Genomic DNA, 19,729 nt, shown 5'->3' with positions numbered 1-19,729 from the left:
TTCTAAACAAAAAACTGCTCCCTGGACGGAGAGCAGTACCACAAATTAATATAAAACACACAACAATTACTAAAGTTGAATTAACAACATAGATGGTGCACTGTTTAGCCATGTTTTTCGTTCTTCCACTAATGTTTTCCAGCTTTCTAAACTAATCAACATTAGATTAAAATCTTTGACAAACTCATTATTAACTTCTTTTGCGTTTACAATGCGGATATGGTTAGGTTTAAATTGTTCAATCAATCTAATCTGTTCTTTAAACTCGGGATAACTTTCTAATTGCCCTGTTGCGTCTAACACCGTAATCTGTGCTTCACTATTGCGAATCCACTTCTGTGCATAACTTAACAACTTCAAATCTTGTTTAGAGAACACAGGTAAAAAGATTTGTTCTACCTTATCGAAGTCTTTATTGATAAAAATTCCCACAGGTACTTTAGATCTATTAAGTATTTGTTGAGTTCTAGCATTAAACCACGAGTTTTCAAAGAATTTTTCTTTTCCTGTTACCTTGTTTAATAGCACATCTGGATTGATAATACGAGTGGTAAAGCCTAAAATATTCCCTAATAAAGACCCTCTATAGATAGAATATCCTACCTCAATTAACAATAAATCACTGATTTGCTCATTAACTACATTGACCACATCACTTTCGATATCATTGGATACCTTATAATAGGTTTGTACTTCTTGATCTAAGGCTGTTGCCTCTTCTTGTACTGCTTCAAATATTTCATTCTCATACTCTGTAGAGGTAAAAGCATTTACTTCAATACTATCCACTAAGTGCATCGCTGTAATTCCTGTATCTGCATTATTTTTACCTACAAAGCTACTAGCCAGTCTCATCAGAGGAGCCAAGCTTGTTTTGTCTTCAAAGAAAAGAGATACTTGATATTTTCCTAAATTCGGAGTTACTGTTTTTACTTCATCATCTCCTAATGGGCCGAATACCTTTGCAATTAAATCTAATACTGGGCCTGTCATAAAGGTCGTTGCTAAAGCCATAATCACCATCATAGCAAACACTTCTCCTGTCAATACACCTAGATCAAAACCAATATTCAATACAATCAGTTCCATTAGCCCTCTAGTGTTCATCAGTGCTCCTATCGTTAAGCTATCTTTCCAAGATATACCAACTATCTTGGCCGTTAAAGCACTACCGACAAACTTTCCTATCGTTGCTACTAAGATAATTACTCCTGTCACCTTCCATAGATAAGGTTCATTTAAAAGACCTATTTCTGTACGTAACCCTGTATAAACAAAGAATAGAGGTAAGAATAAAACTACTGCTACATCTTCCACCTTCTCAATAAAGATATTTCTGATCTTCATATTATCAGGCATTACAGCTCCTGTCATAAAAGCTCCAAATAAAGCATGGATACCAATTACCTCTGTACAATAAGAAGAAATAATTAATGTCAATAAAAATATAGCTACTGTTCCTTTAGAGAACATATTACTCGTTGGCTGATACTTAGCAATACGCGCCAAGAATGGCTTGACTAATTTTAGCATCACGATTACATAAATAATAGCTAGAGCCATGATGTAAAGTGAACTAGCAAAACTTCCTGCTTGTACAATCGCAATTACAGCTGCTAATAGACACCAAGCCGTGATATCATCTGCCGCTGCACAGGTAATCACAATGGTTCCTAAACGTGTCTTTTGTAAACCTCTCTCCTGAACAATACGTGCCAATACAGGAAAGGCTGTAATACTCATGGAAATCCCTAAGAATAGCCCAAAAGATAAGAACTCGACTCCCTCAGGTGCAAAAGATGTAAATATATAATAAGCAAGTGTCATCCCTAAAGCAAAGGGAATGATAATACTAGCGTGGCTAATCAGAACAGCATCATGTGCTTTATTCTTCAACACTTTTAAATCTAGTTCCATTCCGATGACAAACATGAATAGGATTAATCCTATCTGACTTAAGAAGCTTAAGTTTCCTAATGAATGTACAGGAAATAACGCTTCTGAGAATTCTGGAAAATAAGCTCCTACAAAAGAAGGACCTAAGGCAATACCTGCAATGATTTCTCCAATTACAGAAGGCTGTCCTATCTTCTTACAAATCCATCCGAATACTCTAGCCACTAAAACAATAGTAACAATCTGAGCTAATAATAAAGCCAATGGGAAATTTAGGTTATCTTGTATAGTATCTAAGAAGTTTTCAAAAATACTTTTATCAGACACTACTTTAACGACATTCGATTCTAATTTAACTCCTTTAGAAACTACCCAATACATTAAGGCGGAACACCCTCCTATAATAAAGAAATATAAAAGAGAATTTTTAAACTTTGACATACTACTTACTTTTTAACGATACAAACATCTCTATAATAATATTTGTAAATAGCAAGAATGAATCCAAAGACCACCAAGTTGTAATGAAAGTATGTTTTTCTGTAATGAATTTTATATCTTTTCTAAGAAGTCAGTTTTATAAGTCATCCCAAGTGTTAATTCTAGGGGTTTCCCGTCTACTCCTTTAAGTGTAGTCGTTATCTCATCATGACTAAAAAAACGAACTATTCTCAGAGCAATTAATTCCCCTTTATTGATACGACAAAACTTAGAACTAGGCAAAGCTGAAACGAACTTATCTAAAGACATATTCTTAGCTATCACTACTTGGTTGTTTTCTAAATATACATCTTTATCTCTACTGTCCATTTCATTAGTTGTGATATAAAGAATATCAGAGAAGTATAGCAGTGCTTTTCCTTTGTTAGAATTAATAGTAATAAAAGTAGCTTCATCGACTGGTTTATACTGTCGCATTGCTTTTAGTACTGCTTTGTGAAGTCTTTCTTTTTTAATTGGTTTGGCAATATAGTCTATCGCTTCTATTTCAAAAGCCTCTAAAGCATATTCTTTATAAGCTGTCACAAAGATAACGCCTTTATTAGGGAGCAGTTGCGCTACACTTAGACCATCTAATCCAGGCATATTGATATCTAATATGACCACATCAAAGTCTTGATGTGGTGCTTCTTCTAAAAAGACTGCTGGATCGTTATATGCTTTTACGATTTCTATTTCCTCTATTTGCTCACATAGCATCTTTAAATACTTTAACCCTAAAAGTTCATCATCTAGTAGTATGCATTTTAGTTTTGAAATCATGTAAATTAATTTTTAAGTGCGTAGAGTAAATATGATCATCCTCGTTCTTTTCTAATTTATAAGCAGTCCCATATATCAGTTCGAGTCGCTTATTCAAAGCTGTAAGGCCATAACCTCCTTTTTCTTTATGTAGGGTCTTCATACGGGATTTTTTATTAGAAACTAACAAATCGAAATGCCCATTTTTCAGTTTAAACAAAATAGAGATAAAAGCATCTGTACTTGCCAGGTCTGCATGCTTAAAAGCATTTTCAATCAATTCTACGCATATAAGAGGAGCGATTAACTCTTCTGTATAAAACACCTCCCCTTCACCTATATTAGATCGTATATCAAGCCTAAAAAGAGGATTAAGCTTAATCTTATTGATATCGATAAGTCGCAAAGCAAATTCGTGTTCTTCTTTAAGAGAAACCATTTTTCTCTGGCTATCATATAAAATATAATCTAATACACCTGCCATCTTATCTAATGCATAGTAGGTCTGATAAGCATGAGACTGAATAGAATTTAGAATATTCTTAAACAAGTGAGGATCTAATCTTGACTCAAGATTTTCTAATTGTAAATAACGCATCTTAGAATCAAAGAGATATTTTTCCTTTTCTAATTCTAAACGCTTTTTATTATTCTGTACAATTAAGTACACTAAACATACAATAGCTACTATCAATAAAAAAATTACTATGACTAAAAAAGCTTTCATCTACCTTTATTTTAAAACAAAACTAAAGAAATAAATCGATTTCTTAATATCATAATTTATAGATACAATTTGGCTAATTCAAGACTAATACAGATAAATAAACATTTTTTTAATACTTAAGAAACACTAAAACAGCGTACTGACTAAAAGTTGCAATATATAATTATTACATAAAACTAAACTTTTATTTAAAAAACACAAAAAACACGCATATCAAACTATTATTAATCAATTTAAACACATTATACTGTTGAATTCTAAAAACAAACTAAATATATAAAAATAAACCATTATTTTAACAATAATAATTATCTTAGCATATGTAATAAATCAAATAAAAACACCATAAATATGATAGTATTCAAATCTGATTTACAAAATCACTTGTCAAATCTAAATGCTAAAAAGGAAAGTAAAAACACCACCAATTACATACTTTCTTATTTGACACAAAACACCATTACGCCAATTGGTTTTTATGGCATGCTGGAGAATAACCAAATAGAAAATATCTTAAGCATTAAAAAGGCTTTAATCAATTTATTCATAGATATTAAACTAGAAATACTAGATGCTATAGGATACCTAACAGAAGACCATTTACAGGATCTAAACAAACTAAAAATCCTATTCCAAATCAACGAACAAGAACTTCTAAGCTATAAAACGTATGAAATTCAAGACATTATAACACAACAGATTTCTACTCTAGAAAACAAATGTAAAAACAACGGATTAGATATCATGAAGAACCTAAAGAGCCTAAAGAGATTATTAGGAATACCTACTCCAGAGCTAAATATGACTTTAGATACTAATCTATATACTAACTCAATGACGGAAGTAGTAATCTAGCAGTAATAGCCAAACTCACAAACAACAACAAAAACAACAAATACTTTTTACTATATTCAGATTATTTAATATACTATTCAAAGTATACAACATTATAATGTTTCTATTGAAACATTTACTTGATCTTGGTATAGTCTTAGCGGTCTTCTAGATAAACATCTATTATTATGAAACCGTCAATTTTTATCATTCAGATAATCACTCTATCTGTCTCCATCTACTTTAATAGTCTAGCAATAGATTACTTGATTCAATATATACATACAGATCTAGATCACATCTTTGGTATAGCACTTGGTATCACTGTAATTTCTTCTATTATTACATTACTGACATTCACTTACTTTATTTGGGGTATAGTACAGCATATCACTAAACGAATTACCTAGTGCATTTTCAAGCAATTTTAAACTTATTGTATTGCTATGTATTCAAATACACTTATCAGATATCTTTGACTAATAGAAACAAAAAAACCTCCCTTCTAATTGAAGAGAGGCTTATATATTATATAGCTTATTTCTTAACTATTAAGCATTACAGGCATTACTAACATCGTAACTGTTTCACCATCTTCTAACCCATCTACAGGTGTCAAGATTCCAGCTCTATTAGGTAATGACATCTCTAATAAAATATCATCAGACTGTAAGTTATTTAACATCTCTAATAAGAATCTAGAGTTAAATCCGATTTGCATATCATCTCCTTGATAATCACAAGTAAGACGCTCATCTGCTTTATTAGAATAATCAATATCTTCAGCAGATATGTTTAATTCTGTACCAGCAACTTTTAATCTTATTTGATGTGTTGTTTTATTAGCATAAATAGAAACACGTCTTACAGAACTTAAAAACTGTGTTCTATTGATTAAAAGCTTATTAGGATTCTCTTTAGGAATAACTGCCTCATAATTTGGATATTTTCCATCAATCAAGCGACAAGTCAAAGTATAATTCTCAAATGAGAATTGTGCATTAGATTCATTAAACTCTATAACGACATCTGCTCCTAAAGCCATTAAAATACTCTTAAGAATATTAAGTGGTTTTTTAGGCATAATAAAACTAGCCTCGTTCGAAGAAACGATATCTGTACGAGAATACTTTACTAACTTATGTGCATCTGTTGCCACAAAGATTAATCCTGAAGGAGAGAATTGAAAAAATACTCCTGACATCACAGGACGTAAATCATCATTTCCAGCAGCAAATATAGTTTTGCTAATAGCTGTTGCTAAAACTCCTGCAGGAACTTCTGTTCTAGAAGGATCCTCTAATGATTCTGCTTTAGGAAACTCATCTCCTTGCGCATATGCTAAAACGTATTTACCTACGTCTGAACTAATTTCAATTGTATTGTTTTCCTTAACTGAAAAAGTCAATGGCTGCTCAGGAAATGTCTTTAATGTTTCCAACAATAACTTTGCAGGAACAGCTATACTTCCTTGACTTGTAGATTCAATTTCTAAAGTAGCAGACATTGTAGTTTCTAAATCTGAAGCAGATACCTTTAATACATTATTATCTAACTCAAATAAGAAGTTATCTAAGATATGTAAGGTATTACTACTGTTTATTACACTACCTAGAACTTGTAATTGCTTTAACAAGTAGGAACTCGATACTATAAACTTCATACTATAATTGTTTTATATGTAAAAATACTTTTACAGTTACAAATATATCCGATTATTACCAATAATAAAAGGATTATTACGTTACTTTTTATTGAATTTGCGTTTTCTTATAAGAATAAATATAGTTCCGAAAACCACAACTAGAACTATAGGTATCACTAATACTTTCATTTGAATAGAAGTATATTCTCGTTCTACACTAACTTTATCTAGCATCGGAATCTTAACCTCTTTGGTTCTCAAATTAATAAGCCCCGTATCATCTAAAAGATAATTTACTGAATTAACTAATAACTCCTTGTTACCATAAAGCATATTAGTCCACTTATCATACCCCAGCTCTAGAGGCATTCCTTTATCGTCTAGTTGATTTCTAATAATATCTCCATCAGAAATCACAATCATTTGAGTCTGTCTACTCTCAGAAATCGGCTTATCTAGCCCAAAAGGAAAGACTCTATTCTTAAAAACAGAAGGAAATTCTCCTTCTAAAAGAACTCCTAGAATGTAATTCCCTTTTCCTTCATAAAACTCAGGAGTAACTTCTTCCTTTAAAACATTAAAGCTAATTTCACCTGGAACTCCTACTAAACTAGAGTACTTTGAGGATTTAGCTAAAATAGTCTTTTTAACTCCATTTTTTAGAGTGTCGATAGGAGAAGTAAAATCATACTTCACTCCTTCTATATTCTTTACAATAGGATGGTCTATATCAGGATAAACAAATGGTGCAAACTTCCATAAGAAGTCTGTATACACAGTTTCGCTCCCTTGTCTACCTGATGCTAATTTTATTTTTGTACTAATTTCATCCTTTACAAGCACAGGATTGATGCGTATACCATATCTAAAAAGCAATTCTCCTAAGCTTTGATCTTTATTATACGCTAACATAGTCCCATTCGAGCGCAAGCTATCAAAATCTGCTTGAACTTGATCTAACAACCACATTGTTTTACCTCCATTCATAACAAACTGATCCAACACACCTACCTGCTCTTCAGAAAAAGCTTTTGTTGGTTTTGCAATGATTGCTAAGTCGAACTCTTTTAACTGATCTAAGGTTTTTTGAGGCTCATTAGACACACTTTCTAATGTAAATGGTGCTAAGTGATAAGTCTCACGTAAAGTCATCAGAAAGTCTGCTATATAAGCATCATCTAACTCTCCATTCCCTTTAAGAATAGCTATTTTCTTATTCTTATCTGTTGTTACTTTACTGATAGCCTCAGCTAATGCATATTCTAAATGCTGTACAGACGAAATCACTTTTTCTTCTGTATTCGCCCCCATCATATTCTTCAGCAATTGTACTCTAGCAACCTTCTCTCCTTGACTTACTAATGCCCAAGGAAAAACTAGCTGTTGACTTTGAGCCCCTTTATCCGTTACTGTAATGGTTACAGGTTTTAATCCATACTCGTATAATTGTTCTAAAGTTTCTGCCTTATTAGCTCCTTCTTCATTTGGGTCTATAAATCTAAACTTAATATTTTCATTTCTAGATTGTATTTCCTCTAGTAATTGCTTTGTCTCGTTCTGTAACCTTCTAAACTCTAATGGGAAGCTCCCTTTTAAAAACACATCTACGATTAACAGATCCTGAACATTATCTACTATCCCAACTGTGCTTTTAGACAAAGTATATCTCTGATCTTGCGTAAAGTCAATACGTGTATAAGTTAGAGCACTGATAACGTTAATAATAACCAAAACAACTAATAATCGAACCAGTAGCTTTACATCTCTTTTTTGAAACTTTTTCATTATTTGCGCAGTGTTTTAATTTTAAAGACAGTTAATCCTAGACACAAAACAGTCATAGATCCGAAATAAATCAAATCTCTAGTGTCTAACACTCCTTTCGAAATACTTCTAAAGTGATATAGAATCCCTATTTTTTCAAACCACTCTCCAAATAGCCCTGCTAACATATCGATTCCCAATGAAAAAAACAGGCACAAAACAACACCTACTATAAAGGCTACGATCTGGCTCTCTGTCAATGAAGAAGCTAATACCCCCATCGAAACATAACAGCTCACTAAAAATAACAATCCTATAAATGAACCTATTATACTGCTATAATCAATTACCTGTCCTTCTAATACAATATTATTCAGCACAAAAACGTAAACTACAGTAGGCACAATAGCCATAAATATCAATGTGAATACTCCTAGATATTTTCCTAGTACAATCTGCCAAACAGATAAAGGCTTAGTCAACAGCAACTCTATCGTTCCATTTTTAAGCTCTTCTGAAAAGCTCTTCATACTAACAGCGGGAATCAAAAATATCAATACCCAAGGGGCTAAATAAAAGAATGGAGATAAATCTGCAAAACCACTTTGCAACACATTATATTCTCCATCTATAAACCATAGTAGAGCTCCATTTATCACTAAAAATAGGACGATAACAAGATAACCTGTCAATGAGCTAAAGAAAGCTCTAATTTCTCTAAGACTAATTGCCTTCATAAAAACATCTATTTAAGAGTAACGACTTTATCCACACTCCACGCCTCTGCTTTCTCTTTGAATAAAGTCTTTGTGTAAGGCCATATCTCCCCGAAAAGTTCTGATTTTTTATATGCTTCTAGATTACTTTCATCTTCCCAATAACTATAAGTAAAGAAAATATTAGATTGATCCTTATCACGATATACTTCTAAGAATTGACAACCAGGATAATGTCTTACCTTATCCTTAATCGTATCAAAATGCTCTAAAAAATCATGTACCTTATTTTCAAGCAAGGTTAGCTTTACAATTCTTATAAACATACTTTTTATTTTAATATTGTGTTTCAGAATCAAATTCAATGACAATAGTATCATTTAACTGAAGATTCATTAATTTTCGCGGAGTTCCTCCTGGTGTGTCAGGTTTAGAATAGAACAATGCAATAGTCAACAAATCTATATCATTAAATATAGCAACTAGTTCGCCTGCCCTTTCTTTTAAGGTAGCTCTATCATTAAGCTTGAAGTCTGCAAAATAGTCATTTATTCGATTGATTCTATAATTCTTAACTCTGATAGCGAATTCTCTCCCCTCCGAGACTACTTCGTAGTCACTTCTATGGATATTAGTCACAAGGTTACCATAAGAATCCTCATAGATCACCTTACCTGTTATTTTATTTCTATTTAAGACGACATTTGTAGCCAGTCTACTAGGACTATAGATAGATTCTAACATCACTCCTATTTCTTCTAATTGACGACCTTCATTTAGTTGATATGCACAATAGACAAATATATCATTTGATTTCATCATACCATCATGATTAATCTCTATTGCTTTATCGAAATCCTCATCTCCTAAAATAATACTAACTATTCCATTATCTGCTGTAATAAAATAATGTCCATCAAATTCTACACAAATTGCCTTTGTATAGTCGGTCACAGAAGCATCAACTGCTATAATGTGAATAGTACCTTTCGGAAATTGGCTATATGCTGCCCCGATAACGAATCCAGCGTCCTCGGTATTATATTTACTTATTTCGTGTGAGATATCAACTAAATTACAGCCAATGATATTCGAATAGATCTTCCCTTTCAAAGCTCCTACATAGTGGTCTCGATATCCAAAATCTGTTGTTAGTGTAATTATTCTCTGCATTATTTTTCAATATATTTTTAAGAAAAATGATTTTTTTATAGTAGATTTGAATATACAAAATTAGATTATTTTTTTTAATTAACTCTACAGGTATTGAACGAAAGGATAATAGAATTAACAGATTTTAGCCCTAAAGATTTTTGGGGTCCACAAGACACTCATTTAGATATACTTAAAAAATTATATCCAAAAGTTAAAATTGTGACAAGAGGATCAGTCCTAAAGATTTATGGAGATCCAGAAATTTTAGATGAATTTGAGAAGAGTTTTGACCGACTAGTCAAATATTTTATCAGATATAATCGCATCGATGAAAACATTATCGAAAGATTAGTCCTTGATAGCGCACCTCCTTCTCTTCCTACAGACGACATTCTCGTACATGGAGTATCTGGAAAACTTATCAAAGCAATCACCCCTAATCAACAAAAACTAGTCAAGTTCGTTGAAAAGAACGATATGGTTTTTGCAATAGGACCTGCTGGTACTGGTAAAACTTATACAGGAGTAGCACTAGCTGTAAGGGCTTTAAAGAACAAGGAGGTAAAGAGAATCATACTTACTAGACCTGCTGTTGAAGCTGGAGAGAACCTTGGCTTCCTTCCTGGAGATATGAAGGAGAAGCTAGATCCTTATATGCAACCACTCTATGATGCTCTAAGAGATATGCTCCCTCCACAAACATTAGACGACTATATCCTTAAAGGGGTTATACAGATCGCACCATTAGCATTTATGCGTGGACGTACATTAGATAATGCCTTTGTTATCCTAGATGAAGCTCAGAATACGACCCATTCTCAAATGAAGATGTTTCTGACACGTATGGGTAAAAATGCTAAATTCATCATCACAGGAGACCCTGGTCAGATAGACTTACCTCGTAAAGTATCTTCTGGATTAAAAGAAGCTCTTTATATCCTAAGAGACGTAGATGGAATAGGAATGCTGTATTTAGATGATAAAGATATCGTACGACACAGATTAGTAAAGAAAATCGTAGATGCTTATAAGACTATTGAAGAAAGACCTGATAAGATGTCTATAGAAGAACTAAAAAAAATGGAAGGTTAACTAGTTAACCTTCCATTTTTTATTATTTATTTCAATACAATTATTCTACATATTGTATGTATCTCTTAAGAACATAAGCTTTTGCTTTCCTTCTTCATATAGATACAAGTAATCATCTTTAAGCTCAAAGCGATCACAACTATCTAGTACTGCCAATAGCTCCTTCTCTTTCTGATACATCTCAGTCACATATTCTGGAGAAAGTACAACTTTAAAGAAGATTGAATCCCCTTCACATCTAACATCTCCATAAATCATATGATTCCCTCCACTTCCAGAGAAACTACGTGTATTAATATCAATACAAATCATAGGAATCTGATTAATACCTAATTCTTCTACTCTCTTATCTTCATAAGACTGAAAAATCCAGTTACCAGATAATTTATCTGTATATAAATAGTGTCCAAAACAAGCAAAATCAATTACATCATCTTCCACACCATCATGTTTCTTAATTAAACGCACTGCAACAGAGTGATCAAATCTACCATCTGCAAAGTCCTTCGCAGTCTCATCTTCATAAATCACGATCTCTATCTCCTCATGCTTCGTATAAGACTTATATATTCTAGATTCTCCATCCACTAATGGTTCTACAAATGGAAAAATTATCTTCTGATTAGGTTTTGTACTTGAATAAACAATTCCTTTTTTCCCAATTGATACAACCTGTGGTAAATCTTGAGCTACTGCTTTAAAAAAAGTACCATCTAAATCATTCTTGCTCAATAGGTCAATTTGTTTATTACTAGCTTCTTTAAAGCTTTTTTCTTTAGATTGATCTACCCCACAAGAAGGAAACAACGAAACAGTTAACGCCAATATCATATTTTCAATTTTACAGTATGCAAAGATAAATCCTACTATCTTCTAAAAAGAATTATTCACTCTCTTTTAGTATTAATTTAACTCTGAATGACTACATTCTTTAAACTTTCATCTTATTTGTCCTTGCAAAGATACAACAACAATAATTAAACTGCATTTCCTTTTGACACCTATTGTCATAATTATAACAAAACATTAATAAATACATGCATATTAAATCATTTGTTTTGTACTAATCACGCAATTTATACACACATTTCATTTTAGGATTACTCTTTTTTAACGATATCACCGAACTCACCATTCACAATATTCGCTAAATCCCCAGGACTAATACCAATGCTCAGTCCTTTACGTCCACCACTTACGTAGATAGTCTCTAAATCTTTTACTTCTATATCTATAAATGTAGGATATAACTTCTTCATCCCTATAGGAGAACATCCTCCTCTAATATATCCTGTTATTCCTAACAAATCCTTTACAGCTAACATTTCTATCTTTTTTTCTCCACAGATATTAGCTGCCTTTTTTAAATCTAACTCACTATTAATAGAAACCACAAAAACATATATCGCATTCCCCTTACCATGAGCCACCAAAGTCTTTAACGACTCTAGTTCAGATATTCCTAACTTTTCACAGACAGATTTACCATCTATTAGTTCGTCAGAAATATCATACTCATACATCTCATAACTTGTCTTCTTACTATCTAATATACGTAAAGCATTAGTCTTTGCTACCTTTTTACTCATTCTACTATCTTAATTTTATCAGGAGCAAAATTACTATTTTTTACAATAAAGTCGTCTTATACCCTGTTTGTCTTAGACAGAACATAAAATCATCCTGATTATTACATACACAATAAATATTCATATTAGACCCAACCACTTTTTTAAAAATTGGCTTAAAGCTTTTAGGCAATGTATTATAAAACTCATCTGCGTTAGACACCTTATATTTAGGATCAATATCTACAGCTACTAATACGACAAATTCATTTGATTTTAATTCAATAGGTAATTTCATAGTTTTTTTATTTTAATGGTTATTACGGCAATTTATAAAAAAATTCATTAATTTTTTACATTCATTAAAAAAATCACAATCAATTAAACTCACCATTCTTTCGAAATTTTCAATGTACCACCTCGCATATCTTGACTAATCTAGACCTAAAAAAAACATAAATAGTAGTTATCAACACTATTTTGTGGAAAAAAAATATACATTTGTGTCAAATAACTCAAGTAAGCATATATAACAACTTAGAAAATGCAAAACATTCCTAGTGTTGACTTACGTGATTTCCTATCGGATGACCCGGTACGTAAACAAAAGTTTGTAAATGAAATCGGCCAAGCCTACGAAGAAATTGGATTCGTAGCATTAAAAGGACACTTTTTAGATGATCAATTAGTTGAGAATCTATATAAAGAAGTTCGTAATTTCTTTAATCTTCCATTAGAGACTAAAGACTCGTATGAAGTTCCAGGAATTGGAGGACAGAGAGGATATGTATCTTTTGGTAAAGAACATGCCAAAGGAAGAACAGAAGGTGACCTAAAAGAATTCTGGCACTTCGGTCAATACGTTGACAATGATCCTGTATTAGAAGCAAATTACCCTGCTAACGTAGAAGTAAAAGAACTTCCTCACTTTAACACTGTAGGAAAAGAAACTTACCAAATGTTAGAAAAAACAGGAGTATACGTATTACGTGCACTTGCTCTATTCTTAGGATTAGATGAGTTCTACTTTGACAAATTCGTTAAAAACGGAAACAGTATTTTACGTCCTATCCACTACCCTCCTATTAAAGATGAGCCTAAAAACGCTGTAAGAGCTGCTGCTCACGGAGACATTAACTTAATCACATTGTTAATGGGAGCTCAAGGTAAAGGACTACAAGTACAAAACCACAATGGAGAATGGATTGACGCTATCGCAGCTGAAGACGAATTAGTAATCAATGTAGGTGATATGTTATCTCGTCACTCTAACAACAGACTAAAGTCAACAATCCACCAAGTGGTAAATCCACCTCGTGAACTATGGGGAACTTCTAGATACTCTATTCCATTCTTTATGCACCCAGTGAGCACAATGCCACTAAACTGTTTAGAGAACTGTATAGACGAAAACAACCCTAAATTATACGAAGATATCACTGCAGGTGAATTCTTACACCAAAGACTAGTTGAATTAGGCTTGATTAAATAATCTATCCTAATAATAACATATTCTTAAAAGAGGGAGCCCATTACTCCCTCTTTTTTATTTCATGCGATATACTTCGTAAAAGGTCATTTTTTTACCCTATTTATATTGATTGATTTTAACATATTTCGTATCTTTACTTATATACATAGCACTCTAATCATTCTCCTGTAGAAAGACTAGAATACGCTTTTAGATTAATCATTTTTATAAGCACCATATTACATAACTAAATGAGTAAAAAGTTAAATAGCTTAGATGCCTTAGGAGGCTTTGTTTTTTCTACTAATAAAGATTTTGAATTCGAACAAGAAGAATCCACAGAAACTCTTGCCCCTAATCTTCAAAGATTAGAAGCACATATAGACAAAAAGAATAGAGGTGGTAAAGTAGCTACCCTTATTAAAGGTTTTGAAGGAAATGAAGACGACCTTAAAGATTTAGCTAAAAAACTAAAAACACTATGTGGTGTTGGCGGAAGTACAAAAGATGGCGAAATAATTATACAAGGTAATTTTCGCGATAAAATAATGGATTATTTAATAAAAGAGGGCTACAAAGTAAAACGTGTAGGCGGCTAATTAAAAATTTAATATTATGAAGATTAAATCATCTGAATTAATTCTAAACCCTGATGGTAGTGTATACCATCTAAACTTAAGACCTGAACATGTTGCTAAAGACATCATATTCGTAGGTGACCAAAACCGTGTAGACAGAATCACTAAGCACTTCGATGCTATTGAATTTTCAACACAAAAAAGAGAGTTTAAAACAACTACAGGTACGTATAAAGGAAAACGTCTAACTGTAATCTCTACAGGTATCGGACCTGACAATATCGATATCGCTGTTAATGAAATCGATGCTCTATTTAATATTGATTTAGAAACTAGAGAAATTAAAAAAGATCTTACTTCTGTAAATATTGTAAGAATAGGTACATCAGGTTCTTTACAAACAGATATCCCTGTGAATAGCTTTGTACTATCTCAGTATGGATTAGGACTTGATAACTTAATGCGTTCTTACCTTATTGACGGAGTTACAGATGTTGCTTTAGAAGATGCTTTTATTCAACACACAAATTGGGATCTTAAAAAAGGACGCCCATACTTCATTAAAAACAGTGCAGAGTTAGAAGCTAAATTAGAAAGCGACTTAACATTCAAAGGGATTACAGGTACAGCAGGTGGATTCTACGGTCCACAAGGACGTGTACTTCGTCTACAAATCCAAGATCCAGAACTAAACCATAAAATCGACAACTTTAAATTCGGTGAATACCGTATTACAAACTTCGAAATGGAAACTTCTGCTATCTATGGTTTATGTAACTTATTAGGACATCATGCAGTATCTCTTAATACAATTATTGCAAATAGAGCTAACGGAACATTCTCAGAAGATCCTTATGCAGCTGTTGACAAACTAATTGTATATACATTAGACAAACTTAGCGCAATATAATAAGATTACTTTTTCTAAAAAGCTACCTTATAGAGGTAGCTTTTTTTATATCTACTCCTCACTGCTCACTACCTCTTAATTACTAAAGTAGCACACTGAAAGTGATTATAATGCAGTTGATTTAACTTTAAGTACAATACACCAGTGTTATGACACCGTTATTTTACCCAAAATAACGGACTCACTACGGACTCATATCGGACTCACTACGGACTCATTCAAAACAAAATACATCTCGTCCTACTATAACTGTACAACTATTCCTCTCTTCGTAATATTGAATATTTATTATCCTATTCCTTCCTCTAGAAAAACAAATCTCGATAGTTCAAAAAAAACTCTTCTAAAGAACTTCTCCTAATTCAAAATACAAGATCAATAAATCACAAAAACTAAAGAAGTATTACTACTAAAAAACCCTCTTTCATTGTCTTTCTCAAGATTAATTCAATAAAGTAAGTTACAAAAAGCCTTATTACCAAGTTTAGTACTTATAAAATAATAGCAAAAAATTAACAAAAAACCCCTCACATAACAGTATCATTTTTATATCTTATTTTTTTAAACATTATCGTATTTTTTTAATAAATAAATTATATTAATCAATATAATTAATATATACGTTTATTTTATTTGACTCTTTCAAATAAATGCACTTAATTTAAGGTGCTTAAAATTTTTATTTGAAATGACGAAAGAAGACTCGAAACTAGAGAGGATAAAATACGCACCGTACAGAGAGCGTATTGTATCAGCAGAAGATGCTGCTCTCTTAATACATGACCAGGCAGTAGTAGGAGCTAGTGGCTTCACTAAAGCTGGAGATAGTAAATCTGTATTACCTGCATTTGCACTACGTGCAGCACAAGAAAATGTTGCAATTACCTTAATAACTGGTGCCTCATTAGGACAAACTACTGACGCTGACTTAGCAACTAACAATGCCTTAATCCGAAGAATGCCTTTCCAAGCAGATTCAGTATTAAGAAAGTCTATAAACAGTGGGCAAGTAAAATATATCGATCAACACTTAAGTGAAACAATCGAACAACTTCAAGAGAAACATATTCCTCAAGTAGATATCGCTATCATTGAGGCTACTTATATTAACGAAGAAGGATTTATCATTCCTACCACATCTATTGGTAACTCTGCTTACTTCGCTAGTGTAGCTAGAAAAATAATCATTGAAGTAAATACAGCTATTCCTTTAGAAATAGAAGGAGTACACGATAATAGTGTACCTATCAAACAACCACGTAGAGAAATCATCCCTATTCACACAGTAAAAGATAGAATAGGAGAAAACTTTATTCGTCTAAATCCAGATGACGTGATTGCAGTTGTTTACTCTAGTATAGAAGATACTCCTGCTCAATTACCAGAACCAGACGTTAAAACTTCTGCTATCTCTGGTCACTTACTTAAATTCTTCGAAGAAGAAGTTAGAAAAGGCAAATTAACTCACTCTCTTTTACCATTACAAGCAGGAATCGGAAAAGTAGCTAACGCTGTATTAACTGGTTTTATTGATGGCCCATTCCACGACTTAACGATGTATTCTGAAGTATTACAAGACAGTACTTTTGATTTAATTGACTCTGGAAAAATGACTTTTGCATCAGGATCTTCTATTACTGTTACTGAAGAGTGCTATGGAAAAATCATTAACAACTTTGGACAATATAAAGATAAACTAGTACTACGCCCACAGAACATTAGTAATGCTCCTGAGGTTATTCGTAGATTAGGTATTATCGCTATCAATACTGCTATCGAATTTGACATCTACGGAAACGTAAACTCTACTCATATCGGAGGTAGTAAAATGATGAATGGTATCGGTGGATCTGGAGACTTCGCTAGAAATGCTTATTTAAGTATTTTCGTTACACAGGCAGCATCTAAAGAAAACAATATTTCTCACGTACTTCCTATGGTATCTCACGTAGACCATACTGAGCATGATGTAGACATCCTAGTTACAGACCAAGGTCTAGCAGACTTAAGAGGGTTATCTCCTAGAGAACGTGCAGAGGTAATCATAGAGAACTGTGTACACCCAGAATACAAAGCAGAATTAAGAGATTACTACGAAAGAGCAAAAGAAAGAGGAGGACATACTCCACATGTATTAGAAGAAGCTTTCAAATTCCACATTCGCTTCCAAGAAAAAGGTTCAATGAAACCTTAATAATAAATAAAAACTCTACTCTCTTTTTAGTAGAGTTTTTTTTTGTTTTACTCTTAAAATATTATCTAAAAAATGCCCTATTTTACTATCTTAGCATAAAAATGTAGTACGATTTAAAATGGCAAATGTAAATATTATCGGAGTGCCTGAGCACTTCAACCTACCGTGGCAATTATGTATAGAAAATGGTGAATTCGAAGAACTTGGCATAAATTTAAAATGGACAGATGTACCTGAAGGCACAGGTAAAATGTGTCAGATGCTAAGAGATAAAGAAACAGATCTCGCTGTTATACTTACTGAAGGAATTATAAAAGATATATCTGAAGGAAATCCAACAACTATCATACAAGAATATGTAGCCTCTCCTCTACAATGGGGAATACATGTAGCACATAATTCTCCATATCAAAAAATAGAAGACCTAGAAGGTAAACGAATTGCCATCAGTAGATATGGATCTGGCTCACATCTTATGGCAATCGTTCATGCAAAAAAAATGAACTGGAACATTGCTAATCTTGAGTTCGTAATTGTTAATACCTTAGACAATGCTATAGAAGCTCTAACTAAAGGTGAAGCAGACTATTTTATGTGGGAGCATTTTATGACTAAACCAATAGTTGACCAAGGGATATTTAGAAGATTAGGCGACTGTCCTACTCCTTGGCCTTCTTTTGTATTAGTTGCGAACAATGAATTCCTAAATAAAAACAAAGGATTAATTGACAATCTACTGGAATGTATTAACGCTACTACAGAAGAGTTCAAAATGATTCCTTCTATTGACCGTACATTATCTAGTAAATATAATATCAATATAGATGATGTTAAAGAATGGCTAAGTATGACTAAATGGTCTCAAAGACAACTGTCAGAAAAACACTTTAATAAAACACAAGAACAATTAGTAGATTTAAATATAATCACTAATACTATTAAATACAGCGAAACCGTTTTATAATATAGTTTTGACCATAGACTACGATGAGTAATAATACAGAATTACCGGATAAAGTTTCTGAAAAAAGTTGGCTTAAGTACTTGAGAGTCCCAAAACCTTGGGACAATATCATCATACTTATACTTAACGTACTGATCACTATTCCTATTTTTATTATTATTCATCAAAATATAGATGACCCGAACTGGCCATACCAACTAGATCGTATCATTCTATTTTTATCTATTGTAGGTATATTACAGTTCTTACTTCAAAAGATGAAATTAGTCTTGAATATGCTGATTATCATTTATTTGATTGTTCTTATTGTAAATTCTTTCTTTGGTGGTTATGGTTATAATGCTGTTTTTGAAGACTATAAAGTTATGATCTATGCGATGGCAGAAGATCCTAAACCGCAAGATCTTATCATTTCTAAACTACTCCCTTTTCCTAATAAGAGTAAAATAATCCCAGCGATAGAATATGATAAACCTATAGTAAGGAATTATGCTTTAGCAACTACACGTAAACACTTTAGCAATATTCCAAATACTCAACATTATAGACAAATAGTACAATCTTTAGCTATTTTTAAAGAAGTACGTACGAAGTGGAATTATGTAAATGACCCTAAGGGAAGAGAATATATCGCTACAGCATCAGAATCATTACAGCATTTCTCAGGAGATTGTGATGACTATTCTGTATTAATGGCAGGACTTCTCAGAGCTATAGGCGCAACCCCAAGATTGATACATACTAAAGAACATATGTATCCTGAACTACTAATCCCAAATAAAGGAGATCTAGAACAGGTAATCTACCTTATTAAAGAAGTTCTTTTTAAAGAAGAAAGTAAAGGTAAAGAGATACATTATCACATAGACGAACGTGGTCAAATATGGTTAAACATGGATTACACCGCTAGATACCCTGGCGGACCGTTTATGTCAGAAGAAATATTAGGACAACTCACTTTTAATTAAATAAA

At 32.5% G+C, this 19,729-nt stretch carries 20 protein-coding genes; 9 read left to right on the top strand and 11 right to left on the bottom strand.

Annotated elements, in window-relative coordinates; translation table 11 throughout:
• Window positions 1-69: 69 nt before the first annotated feature.
• The 3 genes from MODO_RS03855 to MODO_RS03845 form a co-directional block, all read right to left on the bottom strand.
• Entirely contained in the window at window positions 70-2,337 is a 2,268-nt protein-coding gene (locus MODO_RS03855) for a cation:proton antiporter (RefSeq protein WP_006259019.1), read from the bottom strand.
• A 111-nt stretch (window positions 2,338-2,448) separates the two neighbouring features.
• Window positions 2,449-3,159, bottom strand: a complete 711-nt coding sequence (locus MODO_RS03850; RefSeq protein ID WP_006259020.1) for a LytR/AlgR family response regulator transcription factor — start codon at window positions 3,157-3,159, stop codon at window positions 2,449-2,451.
• Window positions 3,125-3,865, bottom strand: coding sequence for a sensor histidine kinase (locus MODO_RS03845; RefSeq protein ID WP_006259022.1), 741 nt, complete (start codon window positions 3,863-3,865; stop codon window positions 3,125-3,127). The genes MODO_RS03850 and MODO_RS03845 overlap by 35 nt, the downstream gene beginning before the upstream one ends.
• A 351-nt stretch (window positions 3,866-4,216) precedes the next feature.
• On the opposite strand from MODO_RS03845, the gene MODO_RS03840 reads away from it, so the two are divergent.
• Both MODO_RS03840 and MODO_RS18940 read left to right on the top strand, forming a co-directional pair.
• Window positions 4,217-4,720, top strand: a complete 504-nt coding sequence (locus tag MODO_RS03840) for a hypothetical protein (RefSeq protein ID WP_006259023.1) — start codon at window positions 4,217-4,219, stop codon at window positions 4,718-4,720.
• Between the two features lie 167 nt (window positions 4,721-4,887).
• Complete coding sequence (locus MODO_RS18940; protein ID WP_006259024.1) at window positions 4,888-5,109, top strand: hypothetical protein; 222 nt, start codon at window positions 4,888-4,890, stop codon at window positions 5,107-5,109.
• A 134-nt stretch (window positions 5,110-5,243) separates the two neighbouring features.
• Here the strand turns inward: MODO_RS18940 and dnaN are convergent, their stop codons facing one another.
• The 5 genes from dnaN to MODO_RS03815 form a co-directional block, all read right to left on the bottom strand.
• The gene (dnaN, locus tag MODO_RS03835) at window positions 5,244-6,362 is read right to left on the bottom strand and encodes a DNA polymerase III subunit beta (protein ID WP_006259025.1); all 1,119 of its coding nucleotides are present in this window, start codon (window positions 6,360-6,362) and stop codon (window positions 5,244-5,246) included.
• A gap of 81 nt (window positions 6,363-6,443) precedes the next feature.
• Window positions 6,444-8,129 carry a gliding motility-associated ABC transporter substrate-binding protein GldG gene (gene gldG / locus MODO_RS03830; RefSeq protein ID WP_059050642.1) on the bottom strand — a complete coding sequence of 562 codons (1,686 nt, stop codon included), beginning with the start codon at window positions 8,127-8,129 and terminating at the stop codon, window positions 6,444-6,446.
• On the bottom strand, window positions 8,129-8,845 hold the full coding sequence (gldF, locus tag MODO_RS03825) for a gliding motility-associated ABC transporter permease subunit GldF (RefSeq protein ID WP_016649504.1): 717 nt from the start codon (window positions 8,843-8,845) through the stop codon (window positions 8,129-8,131). Before gldF ends, gldG begins: the two co-directional genes overlap by 1 nt.
• An 8-nt stretch (window positions 8,846-8,853) precedes the next feature.
• Window positions 8,854-9,150 carry a putative quinol monooxygenase gene (locus MODO_RS03820; RefSeq protein WP_006259028.1) on the bottom strand — a complete coding sequence of 99 codons (297 nt, stop codon included), beginning with the start codon at window positions 9,148-9,150 and terminating at the stop codon, window positions 8,854-8,856.
• Between the two features lie 10 nt (window positions 9,151-9,160).
• Window positions 9,161-9,997, bottom strand: a complete 837-nt coding sequence (locus tag MODO_RS03815) for an SAM hydrolase/SAM-dependent halogenase family protein (protein ID WP_006259029.1) — start codon at window positions 9,995-9,997, stop codon at window positions 9,161-9,163.
• Between the two features lie 93 nt (window positions 9,998-10,090).
• Between MODO_RS03815 and MODO_RS03810 the strand changes: the two genes are divergently transcribed.
• On the top strand, window positions 10,091-11,071 hold the full coding sequence (locus MODO_RS03810) for a PhoH family protein (RefSeq protein ID WP_006259030.1): 981 nt from the start codon (window positions 10,091-10,093) through the stop codon (window positions 11,069-11,071).
• A gap of 45 nt (window positions 11,072-11,116) precedes the next feature.
• Here MODO_RS03810 and MODO_RS03805 read toward each other — a convergent pair whose 3' ends face one another.
• The 3 genes from MODO_RS03805 to MODO_RS03795 form a co-directional block, all read right to left on the bottom strand.
• Window positions 11,117-11,902 carry a hypothetical protein gene (locus tag MODO_RS03805; RefSeq protein ID WP_006259031.1) on the bottom strand — a complete coding sequence of 262 codons (786 nt, stop codon included), beginning with the start codon at window positions 11,900-11,902 and terminating at the stop codon, window positions 11,117-11,119.
• 269 nt (window positions 11,903-12,171) lie between these two features.
• Complete coding sequence (gene ybaK / locus MODO_RS03800; RefSeq protein WP_059050640.1) at window positions 12,172-12,660, bottom strand: Cys-tRNA(Pro) deacylase; 489 nt, start codon at window positions 12,658-12,660, stop codon at window positions 12,172-12,174.
• A 40-nt stretch (window positions 12,661-12,700) separates the two neighbouring features.
• Window positions 12,701-12,937, bottom strand: a complete 237-nt coding sequence (locus MODO_RS03795; RefSeq protein ID WP_006259033.1) for a hypothetical protein — start codon at window positions 12,935-12,937, stop codon at window positions 12,701-12,703.
• A 246-nt stretch (window positions 12,938-13,183) separates the two neighbouring features.
• Between MODO_RS03795 and MODO_RS03790 the strand changes: the two genes are divergently transcribed.
• From MODO_RS03790 to MODO_RS03765, 6 genes are all read left to right on the top strand, one after another.
• Entirely contained in the window at window positions 13,184-14,131 is a 948-nt protein-coding gene (locus tag MODO_RS03790) for an isopenicillin N synthase family dioxygenase (protein WP_059050638.1), read from the top strand.
• A 230-nt stretch (window positions 14,132-14,361) separates the two neighbouring features.
• Window positions 14,362-14,709, top strand: coding sequence for a translation initiation factor (locus tag MODO_RS03785; protein WP_006259036.1), 348 nt, complete (start codon window positions 14,362-14,364; stop codon window positions 14,707-14,709).
• Between the two features lie 16 nt (window positions 14,710-14,725).
• On the top strand, window positions 14,726-15,598 hold the full coding sequence (locus MODO_RS03780) for a nucleoside phosphorylase (protein WP_006259037.1): 873 nt from the start codon (window positions 14,726-14,728) through the stop codon (window positions 15,596-15,598).
• Window positions 15,599-16,286: 688 nt separating this feature from the next.
• Entirely contained in the window at window positions 16,287-17,792 is a 1,506-nt protein-coding gene (gene scpC, locus MODO_RS03775) for a succinyl-CoA:acetate CoA-transferase ScpC (protein WP_006259038.1), read from the top strand.
• Window positions 17,793-17,910: 118 nt separating this feature from the next.
• A complete protein-coding gene (locus MODO_RS03770; RefSeq protein ID WP_006259039.1) occupies window positions 17,911-18,756 on the top strand; it encodes a substrate-binding domain-containing protein in 846 nt (281 codons plus the stop codon).
• A 23-nt stretch (window positions 18,757-18,779) separates the two neighbouring features.
• Window positions 18,780-19,724 (top strand): transglutaminase domain-containing protein, encoded by a 945-nt coding sequence (locus MODO_RS03765; protein ID WP_006259040.1) that lies wholly within the window; start codon window positions 18,780-18,782, stop codon window positions 19,722-19,724.
• Window positions 19,725-19,729 lie beyond the last annotated feature (5 nt).

The sequence above is a fragment of the Myroides odoratimimus genome (assembly GCF_001485415.1).
Taxonomy (GTDB): domain Bacteria; phylum Bacteroidota; class Bacteroidia; order Flavobacteriales; family Flavobacteriaceae; genus Flavobacterium; species Flavobacterium odoratimimum.
The sequence above is the reverse complement of the archived record's forward strand: the minus strand, read 5'-3'. Positions and strand labels throughout refer to the sequence as shown.

What these genes read in the sequence shown, in the direction of transcription:
- MODO_RS03815 (WP_006259029.1), bottom strand. Translation starts at nt 9,997, where the DNA reads ATGCAGAGAATAATTACACTAACAACAGATTTTGGATATCGAGACCAC.
- MODO_RS03785 (WP_006259036.1), top strand. Translation starts at nt 14,362, where the DNA reads ATGAGTAAAAAGTTAAATAGCTTAGATGCCTTAGGAGGCTTTGTTTTT.
- MODO_RS03765 (WP_006259040.1), top strand. Translation starts at nt 18,780, where the DNA reads ATGAGTAATAATACAGAATTACCGGATAAAGTTTCTGAAAAAAGTTGG.
- scpC (WP_006259038.1), top strand. Translation starts at nt 16,287, where the DNA reads ATGACGAAAGAAGACTCGAAACTAGAGAGGATAAAATACGCACCGTAC.
- MODO_RS03795 (WP_006259033.1), bottom strand. Translation starts at nt 12,937, where the DNA reads ATGAAATTACCTATTGAATTAAAATCAAATGAATTTGTCGTATTAGTA.
- dnaN (WP_006259025.1), bottom strand. Translation starts at nt 6,362, where the DNA reads ATGAAGTTTATAGTATCGAGTTCCTACTTGTTAAAGCAATTACAAGTT.
- MODO_RS03850 (WP_006259020.1), bottom strand. Translation starts at nt 3,159, where the DNA reads ATGATTTCAAAACTAAAATGCATACTACTAGATGATGAACTTTTAGGG.
- MODO_RS03805 (WP_006259031.1), bottom strand. Translation starts at nt 11,902, where the DNA reads ATGATATTGGCGTTAACTGTTTCGTTGTTTCCTTCTTGTGGGGTAGAT.
- MODO_RS18940 (WP_006259024.1), top strand. Translation starts at nt 4,888, where the DNA reads ATGAAACCGTCAATTTTTATCATTCAGATAATCACTCTATCTGTCTCC.
- gldG (WP_059050642.1), bottom strand. Translation starts at nt 8,129, where the DNA reads ATGAAAAAGTTTCAAAAAAGAGATGTAAAGCTACTGGTTCGATTATTA.
- MODO_RS03780 (WP_006259037.1), top strand. Translation starts at nt 14,726, where the DNA reads ATGAAGATTAAATCATCTGAATTAATTCTAAACCCTGATGGTAGTGTA.
- MODO_RS03770 (WP_006259039.1), top strand. Translation starts at nt 17,911, where the DNA reads ATGGCAAATGTAAATATTATCGGAGTGCCTGAGCACTTCAACCTACCG.
- MODO_RS03845 (WP_006259022.1), bottom strand. Translation starts at nt 3,865, where the DNA reads ATGAAAGCTTTTTTAGTCATAGTAATTTTTTTATTGATAGTAGCTATT.
- MODO_RS03840 (WP_006259023.1), top strand. Translation starts at nt 4,217, where the DNA reads ATGATAGTATTCAAATCTGATTTACAAAATCACTTGTCAAATCTAAAT.
- ybaK (WP_059050640.1), bottom strand. Translation starts at nt 12,660, where the DNA reads ATGAGTAAAAAGGTAGCAAAGACTAATGCTTTACGTATATTAGATAGT.
- MODO_RS03855 (WP_006259019.1), bottom strand. Translation starts at nt 2,337, where the DNA reads ATGTCAAAGTTTAAAAATTCTCTTTTATATTTCTTTATTATAGGAGGG.
- MODO_RS03790 (WP_059050638.1), top strand. Translation starts at nt 13,184, where the DNA reads ATGCAAAACATTCCTAGTGTTGACTTACGTGATTTCCTATCGGATGAC.
- gldF (WP_016649504.1), bottom strand. Translation starts at nt 8,845, where the DNA reads ATGAAGGCAATTAGTCTTAGAGAAATTAGAGCTTTCTTTAGCTCATTG.
- MODO_RS03820 (WP_006259028.1), bottom strand. Translation starts at nt 9,150, where the DNA reads ATGTTTATAAGAATTGTAAAGCTAACCTTGCTTGAAAATAAGGTACAT.